This is a genomic window from Serratia sp. JSRIV004, from assembly GCF_019968705.1.
In the GTDB taxonomy this organism is placed as follows: domain Bacteria; phylum Pseudomonadota; class Gammaproteobacteria; order Enterobacterales; family Enterobacteriaceae; genus Chania; species Chania fonticola_B.
Window position 1 is genome coordinate 1,464,288 of the sequence record NZ_CP074140.1, and the last position, 15,902, is coordinate 1,480,189.

General features: G+C 54.2%; 19 protein-coding genes. 12 read left to right on the plus strand and 7 right to left on the minus strand.

The window, feature by feature from the left end:
• Positions 1 to 108: 108 nt before the first annotated feature.
• Together KGP21_RS06785 and KGP21_RS06790 are read right to left on the minus strand one after the other, a co-directional pair.
• On the minus strand, positions 109 to 1,788 hold the full coding sequence (locus KGP21_RS06785) for an alpha-keto acid decarboxylase family protein (protein WP_218519790.1): 1,680 nt from the start codon (positions 1,786 to 1,788) through the stop codon (positions 109 to 111).
• Between the two features lie 388 nt (positions 1,789 to 2,176).
• Entirely contained in the window at positions 2,177 to 2,884 is a 708-nt protein-coding gene (locus KGP21_RS06790; RefSeq protein ID WP_021805540.1) for a DUF554 domain-containing protein, read from the minus strand.
• Positions 2,885 to 3,143: 259 nt separating this feature from the next.
• On the opposite strand from KGP21_RS06790, the gene pagP reads away from it, so the two are divergent.
• From pagP to KGP21_RS06805, 3 genes are all read left to right on the plus strand, one after another.
• Positions 3,144 to 3,734, plus strand: a complete 591-nt coding sequence (pagP, locus tag KGP21_RS06795) for a lipid IV(A) palmitoyltransferase PagP (protein WP_021805539.1) — start codon at positions 3,144 to 3,146, stop codon at positions 3,732 to 3,734.
• A 129-nt stretch (positions 3,735 to 3,863) separates the two neighbouring features.
• Positions 3,864 to 4,355 carry a DUF2501 domain-containing protein gene (locus tag KGP21_RS06800; RefSeq protein ID WP_094983230.1) on the plus strand — a complete coding sequence of 164 codons (492 nt, stop codon included), beginning with the start codon at positions 3,864 to 3,866 and terminating at the stop codon, positions 4,353 to 4,355.
• 51 nt (positions 4,356 to 4,406) lie between these two features.
• Positions 4,407 to 4,667 carry a DUF333 domain-containing protein gene (locus tag KGP21_RS06805; protein ID WP_037375272.1) on the plus strand — a complete coding sequence of 87 codons (261 nt, stop codon included), beginning with the start codon at positions 4,407 to 4,409 and terminating at the stop codon, positions 4,665 to 4,667.
• Between the two features lie 13 nt (positions 4,668 to 4,680).
• Here KGP21_RS06805 and KGP21_RS06810 read toward each other — a convergent pair whose 3' ends face one another.
• Positions 4,681 to 5,286, minus strand: a complete 606-nt coding sequence (locus KGP21_RS06810; protein ID WP_223537577.1) for a hypothetical protein — start codon at positions 5,284 to 5,286, stop codon at positions 4,681 to 4,683.
• 200 nt (positions 5,287 to 5,486) lie between these two features.
• Here KGP21_RS06810 and KGP21_RS06815 point away from each other — a divergent pair, with 200 nt between their 5' ends.
• Positions 5,487 to 6,269 carry a DeoR/GlpR family DNA-binding transcription regulator gene (locus tag KGP21_RS06815; protein ID WP_021180241.1) on the plus strand — a complete coding sequence of 261 codons (783 nt, stop codon included), beginning with the start codon at positions 5,487 to 5,489 and terminating at the stop codon, positions 6,267 to 6,269.
• 2 nt (positions 6,270 to 6,271) lie between these two features.
• Positions 6,272 to 6,655, plus strand: coding sequence for a VOC family protein (locus KGP21_RS06820; RefSeq protein ID WP_223537578.1), 384 nt, complete (start codon positions 6,272 to 6,274; stop codon positions 6,653 to 6,655).
• Here KGP21_RS06820 and KGP21_RS06825 read toward each other — a convergent pair whose 3' ends face one another.
• Complete coding sequence (locus tag KGP21_RS06825; RefSeq protein ID WP_094983233.1) at positions 6,656 to 7,564, minus strand: LysR family transcriptional regulator; 909 nt, start codon at positions 7,562 to 7,564, stop codon at positions 6,656 to 6,658. It lies immediately after the preceding gene.
• Between the two features lie 125 nt (positions 7,565 to 7,689).
• Between KGP21_RS06825 and KGP21_RS06830 the strand changes: the two genes are divergently transcribed.
• Together KGP21_RS06830 and KGP21_RS06835 are read left to right on the plus strand one after the other, a co-directional pair.
• Positions 7,690 to 8,577, plus strand: coding sequence for a pirin family protein (locus KGP21_RS06830; protein ID WP_209523069.1), 888 nt, complete (start codon positions 7,690 to 7,692; stop codon positions 8,575 to 8,577).
• 179 nt (positions 8,578 to 8,756) lie between these two features.
• A complete protein-coding gene (locus KGP21_RS06835; RefSeq protein WP_021805531.1) occupies positions 8,757 to 9,011 on the plus strand; it encodes a hypothetical protein in 255 nt (84 codons plus the stop codon).
• Positions 9,012 to 9,045: 34 nt separating this feature from the next.
• Here KGP21_RS06835 and KGP21_RS06840 read toward each other — a convergent pair whose 3' ends face one another.
• Entirely contained in the window at positions 9,046 to 9,831 is a 786-nt protein-coding gene (locus KGP21_RS06840; RefSeq protein WP_094983235.1) for a helix-turn-helix transcriptional regulator, read from the minus strand.
• A gap of 119 nt (positions 9,832 to 9,950) precedes the next feature.
• Between KGP21_RS06840 and KGP21_RS06845 the strand changes: the two genes are divergently transcribed.
• A complete protein-coding gene (locus KGP21_RS06845) occupies positions 9,951 to 10,721 on the plus strand; it encodes a class I SAM-dependent methyltransferase (RefSeq protein WP_209528309.1) in 771 nt (256 codons plus the stop codon).
• A gap of 42 nt (positions 10,722 to 10,763) precedes the next feature.
• Here the strand turns inward: KGP21_RS06845 and aqpZ are convergent, their stop codons facing one another.
• Positions 10,764 to 11,459, minus strand: coding sequence for an aquaporin Z (gene aqpZ / locus KGP21_RS06850; RefSeq protein WP_094983236.1), 696 nt, complete (start codon positions 11,457 to 11,459; stop codon positions 10,764 to 10,766).
• A 423-nt stretch (positions 11,460 to 11,882) separates the two neighbouring features.
• Between aqpZ and KGP21_RS06855 the strand changes: the two genes are divergently transcribed.
• Together KGP21_RS06855 and KGP21_RS06860 are read left to right on the plus strand one after the other, a co-directional pair.
• Positions 11,883 to 13,244 carry an esterase-like activity of phytase family protein gene (locus KGP21_RS06855; protein WP_223537579.1) on the plus strand — a complete coding sequence of 454 codons (1,362 nt, stop codon included), beginning with the start codon at positions 11,883 to 11,885 and terminating at the stop codon, positions 13,242 to 13,244.
• Positions 13,245 to 13,579: 335 nt separating this feature from the next.
• Positions 13,580 to 13,861 (plus strand): DUF1471 domain-containing protein, encoded by a 282-nt coding sequence (locus tag KGP21_RS06860; RefSeq protein WP_094983238.1) that lies wholly within the window; start codon positions 13,580 to 13,582, stop codon positions 13,859 to 13,861.
• A gap of 162 nt (positions 13,862 to 14,023) precedes the next feature.
• On the opposite strand, the gene KGP21_RS06865 is transcribed toward KGP21_RS06860, so the two are convergent.
• Positions 14,024 to 14,485: a GNAT family N-acetyltransferase gene (locus tag KGP21_RS06865; protein WP_223537582.1), complete on the minus strand. Its 462-nt coding sequence runs from the start codon at positions 14,483 to 14,485 to the stop codon at positions 14,024 to 14,026.
• 219 nt (positions 14,486 to 14,704) lie between these two features.
• Between KGP21_RS06865 and KGP21_RS06870 the strand changes: the two genes are divergently transcribed.
• On the plus strand, positions 14,705 to 15,223 hold the full coding sequence (locus KGP21_RS06870; protein WP_021805525.1) for a GNAT family N-acetyltransferase: 519 nt from the start codon (positions 14,705 to 14,707) through the stop codon (positions 15,221 to 15,223).
• Between the two features lie 119 nt (positions 15,224 to 15,342).
• Entirely contained in the window at positions 15,343 to 15,867 is a 525-nt protein-coding gene (aroL, locus tag KGP21_RS06875) for a shikimate kinase AroL (protein ID WP_021805524.1), read from the plus strand.
• Positions 15,868 to 15,902 lie beyond the last annotated feature (35 nt).

Sequence of the window (15,902 nt, forward strand, 5' to 3'; positions counted from 1 at the left end):
ATGTATATAAAATACATCTTTAATGGCCTTTTGCCTAGCCGTTGAGAGGATCACAGTATACCCGTTCAGTTTGGCCTGGCGGTATCCCTGCGCCAGGCCCTGGTTTTATCAGCCAATGCGCCTTGGGTTGTGCAGCCCAAAGTTAAAGCTGTTGCAGCGGCGGCAGAACTCTTTCATCGCCGGTGGGGAGTCCATCCTCGGCAATTTCACCTCGATAAACGCCAACTGGTCCTGACGCGAAGCCTGCTCCAGCGCCATCTCCAGCTGTTGGCTGGTTGCTACCGCGACGCAAAACGCCTGTGTCTGCGGGCTTAGCACCGCCGGGAGTCTTGCGTAATCCCACGAGCCGATATCGTTATAAGACGACGTTTCGCCAAGGATATAGCGCTCAATGGTGTAACCGTCGTTATTGATCAGAAAGACGATCGGCTTTTGCTGATGGCGTAACAGCGTTGAGAGTTCCTGGGCGGTGAGCTGGAAGGAGCCATCACCAATAAACAGCAACTGCCGCCGTTGGGGCGCGGCCATCATCGTGCCGAGTAATGCGGGTAAGGTATAGCCGATCGATCCCCATATTGGTTGGTTGACCACCGTAACGCCATTTGGCATCCGCATGCCGCCGATCGCTGCCCCAGAGGTGCCATTTTCAACGACCAGCACGTCATCCGCCTGAATAAAGCGCTGTATCCGCTGCCAGAAATAGTCCTGATCGAGCGGTTCGCTGCTTGGCTGCGCCAGTTTTTGTTGCGGCCGGGATAGTGGCTTCAGCGGCGGCAGGCTGGTGGCAGGAACTTTCTCCAATAGCGCTTGCAGCAGCTCGCTTGCCGTTACCGCCGGATAGGACAGATTATCCAGCTTCAGCGAAAAAGGCTGAATATCCACCACTGACTGCTCTGGGATCTGCTGGCTGAAATAACCGGTGGTGGAATCCACCAGGCGTACGCCAAAGCTGAGGATGCAATCTGACTCGGCCATCAGCTCAAACAACTCGGGGCGAGACAGATCGCCGTTGTAGCCGCCTTGCCAGCCCGGCGTGTTCTCTGAGATCGCACATTTTGCCGTGGGCATATTGGTTAGCGGGATGGCGAATTTATCCGCCAACGCTAACACCTGCGTTTGAAGGTGATATCGTTCGACCATCTGATCGATCAGGATGATTGGCCGTTTAGCACGGCTAATCCGTGCGAGCAGGGCTGCGCTGGCAAGCTGAAGATGGCTGGCATCGCTGCTTGGCAAACGATATGGGGCGGGGTTATCGGCAACCTCAATTTCCACTTCACAAATGTCTGAAGGTAGCTGCAGGTAAACCGGCTTCTTACGTTGCCAAGCGCAGGCAATGACCCGCGGGATCTCCGTTGCGGCATTTTCCGGGGTGATGAGCGCCTGCGCCACGGTAAACTGCCGGAAACAGTTCATCACGTTATCAAAATTGCCGTCTGCCAGAGAGTGGTGTAGCAGCGCATTGCCCTGCATGGCGTGCAGCGGTGGTGTACCTGCAATGCAAATCACCGGAGCTGATTCCGCATAGGCTCCGGCAATGCCGGAAAGGGCCGCCAGATCGCCCACGCCATAGGTGGTGATCAACGCCCCGGCGCCTTTGAGACGGGCATAGCCATCGGCGGCGTAAGCGGCGTTAAGCTCGTTACAGTTGCCAATGAATTCGCACTCTTGGTCATGCTCGATGGTTTCCAGCTGCGCCAGGTTGTAATCGCCGGGCACGCCGTAGATGCGATCCACTTTCAGGGCACGCAGCTGTTGCAGGATGAATGAACCTATGGTGATCCTCATTGATTGCTCCACATTCACGTCAATTTATTGTTATTTAACCGTGCGCAGCAGGGAACGGCTGGCGATGTCGCGCGGTTAATCGTTGAAAATGCGAGTCGCTTGTAGGGCGTCAGCATTAACAGTTGGTGAAAGTGGTGGCTTGTTCAAGTTGAGCGGGTTTGGGGAAGGATTGCTTATCGTATCAAGGAGTTTACGACCCCAAAGGGGTAGCAAGAACGGTTTTCGCAGGGGGCGGTACTTTTCTTGCATTGGTGGCCGCTGAAAATCGCGGCAAGGGCAGAAGGGAAACGCCAGATAGGTACTTTCCGCCATCTTCACTTCTCTCCTGGCTGGGCGTCAATTTTTCGCTACGCCAGGAGGAAGATAATTTAGAGTGGGAGAGTGGCGCTCAGAAGAACATAATCCAGGCTGCCGAAATCGGCATCGCCAACACCAATGCTGGCAGCATATTGGCTACCGGGAACAGCTTGATGCCGCAGATGCGCAAGCCGGTGGCCAACATCATTAATCCGCCAACGGCAGAGAAATCGGCCTGCATTGCCGGTGTGGTCAGCGGCAAAATGAACACGGCACCAAACGCCAGCGCTAACTGGATGACCAACTGCGGGACGGCGATCAGCGCTACGGCCAGGCCAAGCGTGGAAGCAAAAATCAGCGCGGTGAACAGATCAAGGAAAGATTTGGCAATCAGCACGCTGGCATCCCCGGTCATCCCTTCGTGCATCGAGCCAAAGATGCCGGTGCCGCTGGCACAAAACAGCACGATAATGGCGACATATGCCTCCAGAAACTCTTTCTGGTCCTCTCTGACAGCGCCTTTGGGAGACATCAGATTACGGGCCCAGCCTGCGATGCGGCTGATGCCTCGTTCGATGTAGCAAAGCTCGCCAAGCAGCGCTCCCAGCACCAGCGCCAATACCATCACCGGCATATGAGCTACCTTGCCAATCAGCACTATGCCCATCCCCATGGAGGTAATACCAAAGGTCATTGGCAATGCCAGGCGCACCCGCTCCGGTAGTCTATGGCCCAACATTGCCCCTGCAATGCCACCGGCCAATATTGCTGCACCATTAATAAATGGACCAATAACCATACTTATCCCCCCCGGCAAATAAAAGCTAAGGTTCCTCCATAAGTCGTTGAGGTGCAAGCAGGATAACCGGAGTTTTCTGACAGACAACGCGTATCCAGGCGCATAACTTGAGCACGTATGCCGCTAGCACGCCATCGCGCACCAAACTTAACCGTCTCTCAACGAGGGGCGATAAAAGCATCGGACCAGTAAGATACGGCTTGCTCAGGATAGGACGATCGGTAAGAATCCCCGGTTTTATTTTTACAGGAGTTGTGAAATGGTGGTTAAAAGGATCTTGTTAGCCGGGGGGGTGGCGTTGATATTTCCTGCACTGCCTTCCTACGCCGAGGTTAGTGCGGAAAATAGCAATGCCGCGCACGCAGAAGATCCAGGCTGGTGGGGGCGCTTTACCGGCAACGTGGCGGAAACCTGGAACAACTCGCCCAATAAGGAGCTCTATCTCCCGGCGATCACTTGGCACAACCGCTGGACCTACGACAAGGAAAAGACCGACGAGTATAACGAGCGCCCTTGGGGGGCTGGCTATGGCATCTCACGGTTTGATGCCGATGGTGATTGGCACGCGATCTACCTGATGGCGTTCAAGGACTCCTTCAACAAGTGGGAGCCGATCGGCGGTTATGCCTATGAGAAGATCTGGCGACCGATTGAAGGGGAGGACTTCCGTCTGGGGCTGGGATTTACCGCCAGCGTGACCGCTCGTGACAACTGGAAATATATCCCGATCCCCGCGCCGCTGCCGTTGGCCTCGATCGGCTATAAGCAACTGACCTTCCAGGCCACCTATATTCCGGGTACTTACAACAACGGTAACGTGTTCTTCGCTTGGTTACGCTGGCAGTTGTGATGACTTGCCGATGTTCTGAAAAATGCGCGGCAGTCCGAATAAACGGAACTTGTCGGTTGGCACGGCGTCCGAGCTAAGCGTGGTGTTAATTACGCCATCATTTTGCAGTTAAACAGGAGTCTTGCCGTTATGAATACCAAACATCGCTTATTGTTGGCCCTGAGCTTGACCACGGTAATGGCTACGGGCAGTGCCCAGGCCGCCGGGTTGATGGACTCCCTTAGCAGTGCCGCCACAGAACTGAGCAAATCGGGTGGCAGCACCAGCAGCGGTGGCATGTCGCTGTCTTCGCTGAGTGGATTACTCAACGGCGGTGATAAAGCATTGAGCTCCTCCAGCATGACCAACGCCGCAGGGATCTTGCAGTACTGCGTGCAGAATAACGTTCTATCGGCGAACGGCACCGAAGCGGTGAAAGACCAACTGCTGAATAAACTGGGCATCACCAGCACGGCCAATGCCAACAGTGAAGATTATCAGCAAGGTCTGGGTGGCCTGTTGCTTACCGGCAAGGGCAACACGCTGGATCTCAATAGCCTTGGCACCTCGCAAATCACCGAGAAGGTGAAGCAGAAAGCCTGCGATCTGGTGCTCAAGCAGGGTATGTCCTTTATTTCCTGATCCCCTGGGGTCAGCGATGCTCCTACTCAACTCACGGTGAAGATAATCTCAATGAGCAAGATGCTGATACTTTCTCTTTTCGCTAGTGTAGCTTTGTTACAGGGGTGTACGGCGAAAACCAATGATGATGCGCCTGCGCCGCCAAAGGTGATTGGTATGGCGAATCCGGCAGATGTGTATTGCAGCCAGATTGGCGGCAAGCTTAACCCCAAACAGAATGCTCAGGGGCAGTATTCCACCTGCACTTTGCCTGATGGGCAAGAGATTGACAGCTGGGAGCTGTTCCGCCGCGACCATCCAGCGAAAAAGTAACCCGATAACCGTGCTAGAACTCCCTATAACTGATTGGATGATATTGGTTTGGCCCCTCTTCTGAAAAGGTTAATGGCAGTCTGCCATCGGGCCGATCTGCCACCGAGAGGGCCTTACGGAAGCTACAACCGCTGTGGATGTTTTTCACCTTCATCACATAGCGGCCGTTGGGCTCCAGCTTGATATTGAAGCTGCTGGCGGCCGGGAGGAACACCTCGGCCAGCAGTTGCTTGGTGGTGTTCTCCAGTTTGACCAACACGGCAAATTCATTGTGCTGATTATCCAGCGTCAACGTCTGCAATTTGCTGCCTGCTTGCCAATCTGGCTCATGGAGATAACCTGCCGAAGCGGGCCATGGGCCGCCCTGATTATCTGGCAACGGCCCAACGCAGTGTTGGCGTGCCTCCCGTAATGGGGCTTCCCGTTGGATCACGTAATTTTGGGGGGCGGCAAGGGTAAAACTCTCCTCCTGTTCCCCTTCACTCAAGTGGCGTTTAGCCAGCAAAACCCCAGCTGCAACCAGCATAAAGAAGATCAACAGGGTCAGTCGATTGCGGAAGATCGGTGCCAATAGCCTTCCCGGCAGTTGAAACAGCCAGCTTGCAACTCTCAATAGCATTGTTTTTCCTTTCAAGCCGCAACTTGCCTTTCAATGGGTGATTAATCAGAGCGTTACATCTGCGTTAACGTAACTTTTTCCAGTATAGCCAACATCCTGGCGGCGAAAATCGCCAAAAGCGCTTTTTATAGAAAACCGATTGTACGTTTGTGTTCGTTTGTATACATTTATGCTCGTTGTTACTTTGCCGGACCTTCAGAATGTCAAAACTGCTGCCCAATGAGCGCCACCAAGCCATTCTCGCCACCTTGCAACAGCAGGGGCGAGTGCTGGCGATTGAAATGGCGGCGCAACTGCATACCACCGAGGCCACCATCCGCCGCGATCTGCGCCAACTGGCGGCGCAAAACCTGTGCAAACGGATCTATGGTGGGGCGTTGGCGCTCACGCCTGCCGGTGGCTATATGGCCGAGCGGGTTGAGATTAGTGGCGATGAAAAACATCGGCTGGCCCAGGCAGCCTTGCCTCTGATCCAGACCGGGCAGGTGATCTTTCTTGATGCGGGCAGTACCTATCTTTATCTGGCCGATCTGCTGCCCCGCGATCGGCAACTCACCGTGGTGACCAATGCGCTAAGCGTGGCCAGCCGCCTGCTGGAACGCCCTGGGATACGTACTATTTTGATAGGCGGTGAGCTAGATGCAGAAATCGGCGGCAGCGTCGATGCCAAGGCATTGGCCGAGATTGCCGCGTTTCGTTTCGACATCGCCTTCACCGGCGTTTGTGCTTACGATCCCGACAGTGGCTTTACCGCGCTGCGCTATCAGGAGGCGCAGTTCAAGAAGCAAATGCTGGCACGCGCTGGCAACGTCGCGGTGCTGTGTACCCGCGACAAGTTCAATACCTATGCGCCTTATACGCTCATGCCCGCCAACCAGGTCGATTATCTGGTGATTGCTCGTGGCGGCCATGCGCAGCTCGAGCAGCAGGTCACTCTCAGTGGCGGTAGCGTGCTGTATATTTCCGCAGATGATGGAGAATGAGGATGAAAATCGCCCATGTTGCCCTATGGACAGAGGATATTGAGGCTCAGGTCGGCTTCTGGCAGCGCTATTTCAATGGCGTAGCAGGGGAGGAGTATGTGAGCAAGAATCGCCCAGGCTTTACCTCGCGTTTTGTTCAACTGGCGGATGGCCCCGCGCTGGAGATCATGTGCGTGCCTGGCCTGTTGCCGGGGGGGAAAGGGGAGGAACGCGTTGGCTGGGCCCATATTGCACTGTCGCTCGGAAGCGAGGCGTTGGTGGATGAACTGGCACAGCGGGCCAAGCAAGAGGGGATTTTGCAGGCGGCACCGCGCTGGACCGGTGATGGCTTTTATGAGGCCATCATTCGCGATCCAGACGGCAACGCGATCGAAATCACCGCCTGATCACGCTTCCTCCAGGGTGGCAAACTGCTGAGCCAGAAAATCTATCAGCAGCCGTACCGCTGGCAGCATGCCACGGCGTGAGGGATAGACAATGTGGATCACGCCGCCCTGAGGTTGCCAGCCGGGCAACAGCTGCACCAGATCGCCCCGCAGGATCTCGTCGTGCATCATCATGGTCGGCAGTTGAACGATACCGGCCCCAGCAATCGCCGCGGTACGCAGCATCAGCATATCGTCGGTGACCAGTCTGGGCTGATGCTCCCACTGAAACGTTTGCCCCTCTGGGCCGCTGAGTTGCCATTGATGCTGCGTTCTCGCCGGGCCGAGATCGAGCGTTGGGTAGTGCTGTAACCCAGCAGGTGAATCGATAGCGCCGATGGTGCGTACCAATGCCGGGCTGGCTGCGATGCACCAGCTGCGCTGAGCCAGGATTTTCAATACCAGGTCGCTGTCTTCTAACGGCGGTGGCCTGACGCGAACCGCCAGATCCAACCCTTCACCCACCACATCGACCCGGCGGTTGGTCGCCTCCAGATGTACCGTCACCCGTGGATAATCCGCCATAAACCTGGCCACCATGCTACCGATACGCGTATGCAACATCGCCACCGGGCAAGACATGCGTACCGTGCCGCAAGGCTCCGCCCGGGTTTGTTCGATCGCCTGCTGTGCCGCTTCGGCCTCAACCAGCATCGCCTTGCAGTGCACATAATAGCTTTGCCCCAAATCGGTCACCGAGAAACGCCGGGTTGAACGCTGGATCAGGCGTACGCCGAGCCGTTCTTCCAACTGCGCCACGCGGCGGCTGAGCTTCGATTTGGGAATGCCCAGCGCACGCCCTGCCGGGGCAAATCCCTGATGGTCTACCACGCTGGCGAAGAAATACAGATCGTTCAGGTCTGTCTGCATCGGTGCCCTTATCGTTCTATTGATAGAACACTGAGTGTATATCTTGCCGACTACTGCGGCAAATCGCCTTGGACTAAACTTCTGTCATCAACGTTAGGCCGCGAGGCCTGCAACAGGAGTTTAAGATGAAAAAGATCCTTGGTGTTTATAACAGCCCGGAAGCTCACTGGGTCGGCAACGGTTTTCTGGTGAATTCCCTGTTCTCATATAACGAGCTGGGCGCAGAGATGAGCCCGTTCCTGCTGCTGGATCACGCTGCGCCAACCAAATTCCGTTCGCACAGTGGCCGACGTGGCGTGGGGCAGCATCCCCATCGCGGGTTTGAAACGGTCACCATTGTCTATCAGGGCGAAGTAGAGCATCGCGATTCCACCGGCAGCGGTGGGGTGATCGGCCCTGGCGATGTGCAGTGGATGACGGCAGCGTCAGGCATCTTGCACGAAGAGTTTCATTCCAAAGACTTTTCGCAGAAAGGGGGCACCATAGAAATGGTACAACTTTGGGTCAACCTGCCAGCCAAAGACAAAATGGCGGCGCCGGGTTACCAGACTTTGCTCAACCAGGATATTCCTGTCGTGCCTCTGGCGTATAACGCCGGGCAGGTCAGGGTGATTGCCGGGAACTACGGCGGTCATGCTGGCGCAGCGCGTACCTTCAGCCCGATCAACGTGTGGGATATGAAGCTGAACGCCGGGCATACCACCACCTTGCAGGTGGAAGAAGGGCATACGCTGGCCGTGGTTATGCTGCATGGGGCGATTCTGGTTAACGGCGAGCAGATTGTGCGGGAAACGCAAATGGTGCTGCTGGATCGCGCTGGCGACTCCATCACCCTTGAGGCAAATGGTGACGTCAGCTTGCTGGTGCTGAGTGGTGAGCCTATCGATGAGCCCATCGTCGGTTACGGCCCCTTCGTGATGAATAACGAGGCGGAGATCCAACAGGCTTTCCGTGATTTCAACAGCGGTCAGTTTGGCGCGATGCCGCTGACTACCTCAGGCAGCAATCTGTAAAATTGATGTCCCGGTACAGAAAATGCTCTCCGTGCCGGGCGTCATACTCAAATTTCCCGACCGCGAACGTTCCTGCTGCGAACAACGTATTGAAATTTACGCATCTTTACTGAGAAACCGATTGAAAATTCAGCGGGATCTCCACATATAATGGAGTGTTAATTTCACAAGGAGCGCGTATGGGAATCAGTGAAGAAGAAGCTCTCCGTCGGTTGAGTCTAGAAAAAAATGCCGTCGGCAATTCGGCGAAATGGGTGGCAATTGTTTCAGCCGCTTACTTTGCTCTGATGGCGTTTTATGGTCATCCTACCGGCGTATTGGCCATGTCCGGTGCCATTTTTGTTGTTTCAACCACTACCTGGCTGAAAAAACGTCAGAAAGTCAAAGCCTACCGCCAGGTTCTGGCGAAGATTGACAGTGACCAAACCCGCTAACGCCGTTTGCCAGGCGCAATAATTTTTTAGCGGGCTAGCATAACGGCATTAACATAACCAACTTCAACCCGCTGTGCTCCGCCGGGTAGAACGTGACCTGCTGAAAATGCCGCTCCCCCTGCTGTGGGTGGCTGAAGGTACGTTCACCACCTTCACGGGCCATCACGTCCTGCTGCTTCCACCAATGGTGAAAAGCTTCGCTGTTGTGGGTCATATTGCGCACAAAGGCGCGTATCTCTTCCGTTCCCTGATGATGGCTGGTTTCGGCACGAAATTCGGCCACCACTCGTCGAGCCCGATTTTCCCAGTCACTGACCAGCACCTTCGCCTGAGGGTGAAAAAACATGAAGTGCAGCAGGTTGGGGGTTTTTGCCTGCTTAAGCCAATCGCAGAACAACTCCTCCGCCTGTGGGTTCCAGGCCACCATATTCCAGGTGAGATCGAGCAGATAACAGGGCACGGTTATTTGATGCACGCTTTGCAGCACGGCGGCATTAACCGTCTCCTGTGGCTGTTCTTTTTCAGGATCGGTGATATGTGCCAGGGTGAACAGGTAGTGCCGCTCGGCATGGCCCAGCCGTAACGCCGTGGCGATGCGTGCCAGCGTATAGGGGGAAATTGACACCTCGCGCCCCTGTTCTATCCAGGTATACCAAGTGGCGCTAATGCCGCTGATTTGTGCCAGCTCTTCACGGCGCAAACCACTGGTGCGGCGGCGTGTTGCGGTGGGCAGGCCCAGCATTTCTGGCGTGATCCGCTCGCGGTGCGCACGCAAAAAGGCACCTAGGGCTTTCTGGCTGGATATTGCGTCTGATTCCATTAGGGTGGTACCTGTTTATACTAGGATAACTGCTCATATTGTACCCGTATAGCTGCTTGATTATAGTCATTACCAGCCATCTCGGCACCGGCGTAAGCCAGATAATAATGGGAGCAGCTATGAGCATCAGCAACAGCCATAAAAATGCGGTCGACCGCCAGTTTGGCGAACAGGCCAATGCCTACCTGACCAGTGCGGTACATGCGCAAGGGAAAGACCTGCAACGCCTGGCCAAGCTGTTGGCAGGGAGTACCGAGGCCCGCTTGCTCGATCTGGGGTGTGGGGCAGGGCACGCCAGCTTTACCGCTGCGGCCCATGTCGGGCAGGTGGTGGCGTACGATCTGTCGGCGCAGATGCTGACGGTGGTTGGCAACGCGGCGCAGGAAAAGGGATTGGAGAATATTCAGCTGCAGCAGGGCGTAGCGGAGTCGTTACCCTTTGATGATGCCAGCTTTGACGTGGTGATCAGCCGCTACTCGGCACACCATTGGCACGATGTGGGTCGGGCACTGCGTGAAGTTAAACGGGTATTGAAACCAGGCGGGCGAGCCATCTTTATGGATGTGGTCTCCCCGGGGCATCCGTTATTGGATATCTATCTGCAAACGGTCGAAGTGCTGCGGGATACTTCACACGTGCGCAACTATGCACCAGGTGAGTGGCTAAGCATGTTGACCGAGTCTGGGTTGTTGGTGCGGGAAGTCACGACCGATCGTTTGGATCTGGAGTTCAGCAGTTGGGTGGCGCGGATGCGGACGCCTGAGCATTTTGTCACGGCGATCCGTGCGTTACAGCAGGGGGTAGCAGAAGATGTTCGCCAACACTTTGCGATTCAGGCCGACGGCACATTTACCAGTGACATCATGATGTTTGAAGCGGTGAAAGGTTAAAATTTCAGGGCAGCCGTTGTGGGCTGCCCTGAAAATCCACGCTTACTTCTTGTCTTCTAACAGGCAACGGTAGATCAAACCACCGATAACACCGCCGATCAGCGGTACCAGCCAGAATACCCACAGTTGTTGCAACGCCCAGGTACCCTGGAAGATTGCCACGGCGGTACTACGTGCCGGGTTAACTGAGGTATTGGTAACAGGAATACTGATCAGGTGGATCAGCGTCAACGCCAGGCCGATGGCCAAGGGCGCAAAGCCTGCCGGTGCGCGTTTATCGGTCGCACCATGGATAACGATCAGGAAGAATGCGGTCAGTACTAATTCAATAACGATGGCGGCCTGTAAAGAATAGCCACCCGGTGAATGCTCACCGTAGCCATTAGAGGCTAAACCGCTGGCAGTTGCATCAAACTCGGCTTTTCCGCTGGCAACTAAATAAAGTACCGCGGCGGCAGCAATACCACCAATGACCTGAGCAACCACATAGGGAATAACATCTTTGGCAGGGAAACGGCCGCCTGCAAATAATCCCATTGTGACCGCTGGGTTAAAGTGCCCACCAGAAATATGGCCGACAGCGTAGGCCATGGTTACCACGGTAAGGCCGAACGCTAAAGCCACACCAGCAAAACCAATACCTAATTGAGGAAACGCTGCGGCCAGCACTGCGCTACCACAACCACCGAACACCAACCAAAAAGTACCGAAAAATTCGGCAAAAAGTCGCTTTGACATAGACTCCATCCTGCTGGGGAAAAAACTAACGGGCGTTAGCACTAAAACTATAGAGCACCTTTTTAATATTGTAGTGGTCTAAAGCATAAATTTTCGCGCACACCTTCGATGACGGCCGGTATTAAAGCCCTATCTTTTTATTTTGTCTATGCGAAAGCGATTATTTTAAGAAATTATCCTCCTTTTGCTGTTTTTTTATCTTAGCGGTAGGTAATTTTCTTATTTCTTATAGGATTAATCATCTGTTTTATTTATCTCGTTGGTTAATTCTTATTTTTCAATTTGTTTTTATCACTCAATAATGATGGGCTGATTGTTTATTTCTATTTGTTATCCGCTCATTTAGATCCTGCTGTCATGAAAGTGTCACTGTCGATGGTTAGGCTCTCAGGCTGTTACTTTCCCTTACAAAGAGTTAATGCTATGAGAATCAAACCGCTTGGCGTGTTGTTGGCCTCTGTATTACCGCTGTTGTCCCATGCTGCCGATATTGGCGTTGCTCGTTACAACGTCAGCTTTCCTGATGGCGATCGCGTGGGCTATTCCGGCGCTTTTGCCAGCCAGTTTCCCAATGGGCTACCGGTAGGGATTGGTTCCGGGCTGGTATTTAATGGCCAGGAAGGAGGGGATCTACTGCTGACCACCGTGACCGATCGTGGCCCGAACGCCGATGCACCAGCAGTCGGCAAACAGGAAGCCAAGATTTTTGCCAATCCGGCTTTTGTTCCCTTATTGATGGAAATCCGTATTGGTGGCGGTAAGGCCGTAGCCACCCAAGCCCGTTCTCTGCACGATGATAAAGGCCCTATTAGCGGCTTGCCGTTGCCTGGCAACCTGATTGGCTCAACGAATGAAGTGGCATTGACGGATACGCTCAAGCCGCTGCCGAGTGACAAACGCGGGTTGGATACCGAAGGGATCACGCCAGACGGCAAGGGAGGCTATTGGCTGTGTGATGAATATGGCCCCTTCCTGATCCATATCGATGGCCAGGGTAAGATCCTGGCGAAATATGGCCCAACGCCGTTAGCGGGTGAGCAGGCGGTTGCCAGCGGTCTGCCTAACATCATTAAATGGCGTCAACCGAACCGGGGTTTTGAAGGCGTAACCCGGTTGCCGGATGGGCGGATCCTGGCCGCGGTGCAGAGCACGCTGGATATCGATGGCAAGAGCAAAAACCAGGCGCAGTTTACCCGTTTGGTCAGCTTTGACCCTGCCAGTGGCAAAACGGCCATGTATGGTTATCCGATCGATATCACCCGTTACCAGAAAGCCAAAGATGCCAAGATTGGCGATATCGTGGCGGTCGATAATCAACACATCCTGCTGATCGAACAGGGCAGTGACAAAGACAAACAGATGATGAACAAGATCTATCTGGTTGATCTCAGCCAGGCCAGCGATCTGACGTCGTTCGACGGCCAGGGTAAGGCGTTGGAATTTGCTGATTCCAGCGAATTAGCCAAGCGCGGAGTGAAGCTGGCCCAGAAACGTGAAGTGGCCGATCTGCGTAAACTGGGTTGGCAGCAGGAGAAGGTGGAAGGATTGGCGCTGATCGATAACCGCACACTGGCGGTGATTAACGACAATGATTTTGGTTTGCAGGCCAAGCTGGTCGACGCCGAGCCTGAAGGGAAGAAGATTGGCGATTATCAGCTGGAACAGCAAGGGAAGCTGAGTTTGGCAGGTAAACCGGTAAACACGACGATTGAATTGCGGCCATTGGCACAGCCAGAGTCCTTAAGCGAACTGTGGGTGTTAACCCTGCCAGAGCCATTGCGCTGAGCGGGTGTAGCAAGTCGATAGAGGAATGTCTGCCGGATAATTGGGCCAGGTTTGGCCCAATTATCCGTTAAGCAGGGGTAGGGAGAAGGAAAATTGCTTTAAAATAAACCGGGTTACCTCAGTTGACTAAATATAATTATTAATTTTTTCAAATAGAGCGTAAAATTTGCGCTATAAATAAAGTTATGCGCTATCAGGAAATACCCACTCTCACTTTCTCCTTATTTTGCTCACAATGATTGAGCTTCTTTACATTGGATGACGTCTGTTTTCAATGGTTAACTCATAATTAACCTCACTGAGAACGAGTTCAAATGAAAATAACGGAGTCAATCATGAAACTATTACCATGCATCGCAGCAGCACTGATCGCCACCGCTTCATTCTCCACCATGGCCGCTACCATGGGCGCCAAACAGGTTGATAGCGCTCAAGCCAACAGCATGCAGAGCATCGGCGTGGTGTCAGTTTCCGGTATCAGCGGTTCACCGGATGACGCTATCCATGCGCTGAAACAAAAAGCGACTGCAGACGGCGGATCTCACTATCGAATCATTGGCCTGGATAATCCAGGGGATTCCAGCGCTTGGCGCGGTACTGCGGAAGTTTATCGCTAATTAATCAACGATAAATAGCTGAGTGGCCAATTAGGTTGGCCAATATAATAGACGGCTGCGGATAATAATCTGACCAATAAATCTAACCTGGTTTATTGATTGATTATTATCGCAGCCTTTTGGGTTTTTATTTTATGATGCCCCGTTGCATTTGATTAACGATCACAGCCGCTTTTCCATCACCACCACTTCGTCGCCATATTGCTGGCGGCACTCAATAGTCTGCCAGCCCCAACCGGCGTACAACGCCTCGCTGTGATCGGTGATCAGATGCAGAACGGGATGGCCGCGTTGTTGCGCCGCGCTGACGATCGCCTGCTCCAGGCGCTGGGCAATACCCTGCCGCCGATGATCTGGGTGCACGAAGACACCGGCTAACCAGGGGGAGAGATCCATGCGATGATGGTCGTCACTTGGCCACAGGCTGGCCATCCCCAGTGGGCGTTCGCCATCAATCAGCAGCAGCGTCAGGAAGTCCTCGCTGGGTTTGCTGCACAAAGCAAAGCGTTGGCGGGTACGTTCTAACGTGCCACCTCGTTGTGAACCCCATTGGCCGAATGCCCAAGCGGCACAGACATCGGCAAAGTGTGGGTAGTCTGTCAGCGTAACAATCTGTTGAGCCATATTTATCCCCCGGTGTTGAGATACCAATTTAGCCTGCAAGGCCGCCGTGTGGCGACTGCTTTTGGCTTTTTATCTGCTGAGGTTGTTCAGGGAAGAGGATGCTGTATCTTCGCTGTTGATTGAATATTTAAATGAGAGTCATTATCATATGGCGCTATTGGTGATTTCTGCCTGCGGCAAAATCTGTTTAAATAGCCGGCCGCTAACCAGGAGCCAGACATGAACCTGAAGCTACGCTTGGCACAACCGCAGGATATCCCGCAGTTGGTCGCGGTTGAACGTTCCGCCGCCCAGCTGTTTCGCCAGCAGCCAGAGTTACAGTTTATTGCCGAAGGCGAGGTGATGAGCCCGCAGCAGCACGTCGATTTTATTGCTCAGCAGCGGGAGTGGGTGATGGCTAGCCCAACTGAGCAGATCGCCGGTTTTATCGCGGTTCAGCCTTTTGCGCACAGCTGGCATATCGCCGAGCTTTCGGTCGCGGCCGATTGGCAGCGGCAAGGCGTGGGCAAGCGCCTAGTCGAAGAGATTGCCGGGCTGGCCTTGCACCAAGGCATCCAACGGTTAACGCTAACGACTTTCGTGCAAGTGGCATGGAATGCACCTTATTACCAGCGCCTTGGCTTTCGCACCATTCCTGTTGCACGGTTGGATGCGTATCTACAGCATCTTCTGGCGCAGGAGGTAAAGCATGGGTTTGCTGCCAATAGCCGCTGTGCTATGGAATTTACACTATCGTAAAGATTGAAATACAGATTCAGGGCGGTATGATGCAGTTACAACGCCAACGCTCGATCGACCTGCGGGCAGGTTCGCAGGCAATCTAATGCATTCAGTCACCGCAAAAGGGACAACCCGTAATGACACAAGCCATTTTTATGGTAGGAGCTCGTGGAGCAGGTAAAACCACGGTCGGCAGTGCATTGGCGCAGGCGCTGGGCTATCGGTTTATCGATACCGATCTGTTTATGCAGCAAACCACGCAAATGAACGTAGCGGAAATGGTCGCACAGGTGGGTTGGCAGGGTTTTCGTCAGCGCGAGACCCAGACCCTGCAAGCGGTGACCCAACCGTCAACCATAGTTGCCACTGGCGGCGGGGCGATCCTGGCCGAAGAGAACCGGCGTTTTATGCGCCAGCATGGCACGGTGATCTACCTGCGTGCCCCAGCCAGCGTATTGGCGCAACGGCTGGCAGAGTTTCCGGAAGAGGGGCAGCGCCCAACGCTCACTGGCCGTCCCATCGCCGAAGAAATGCTGGAAGTGCTGGCGGTGCGTGAGGCTCTCTATCAGGAGGCCGCGCACCATGTTATGGATGGCACCGCTAATCCCCAGCAGGTAGTCGAGCAAATCTTGGCGGTGTTGCAAGGCGAGGCGGTGAAGTAACTTTCCCAGGCCACATCTTGTGCCATGATCCCACT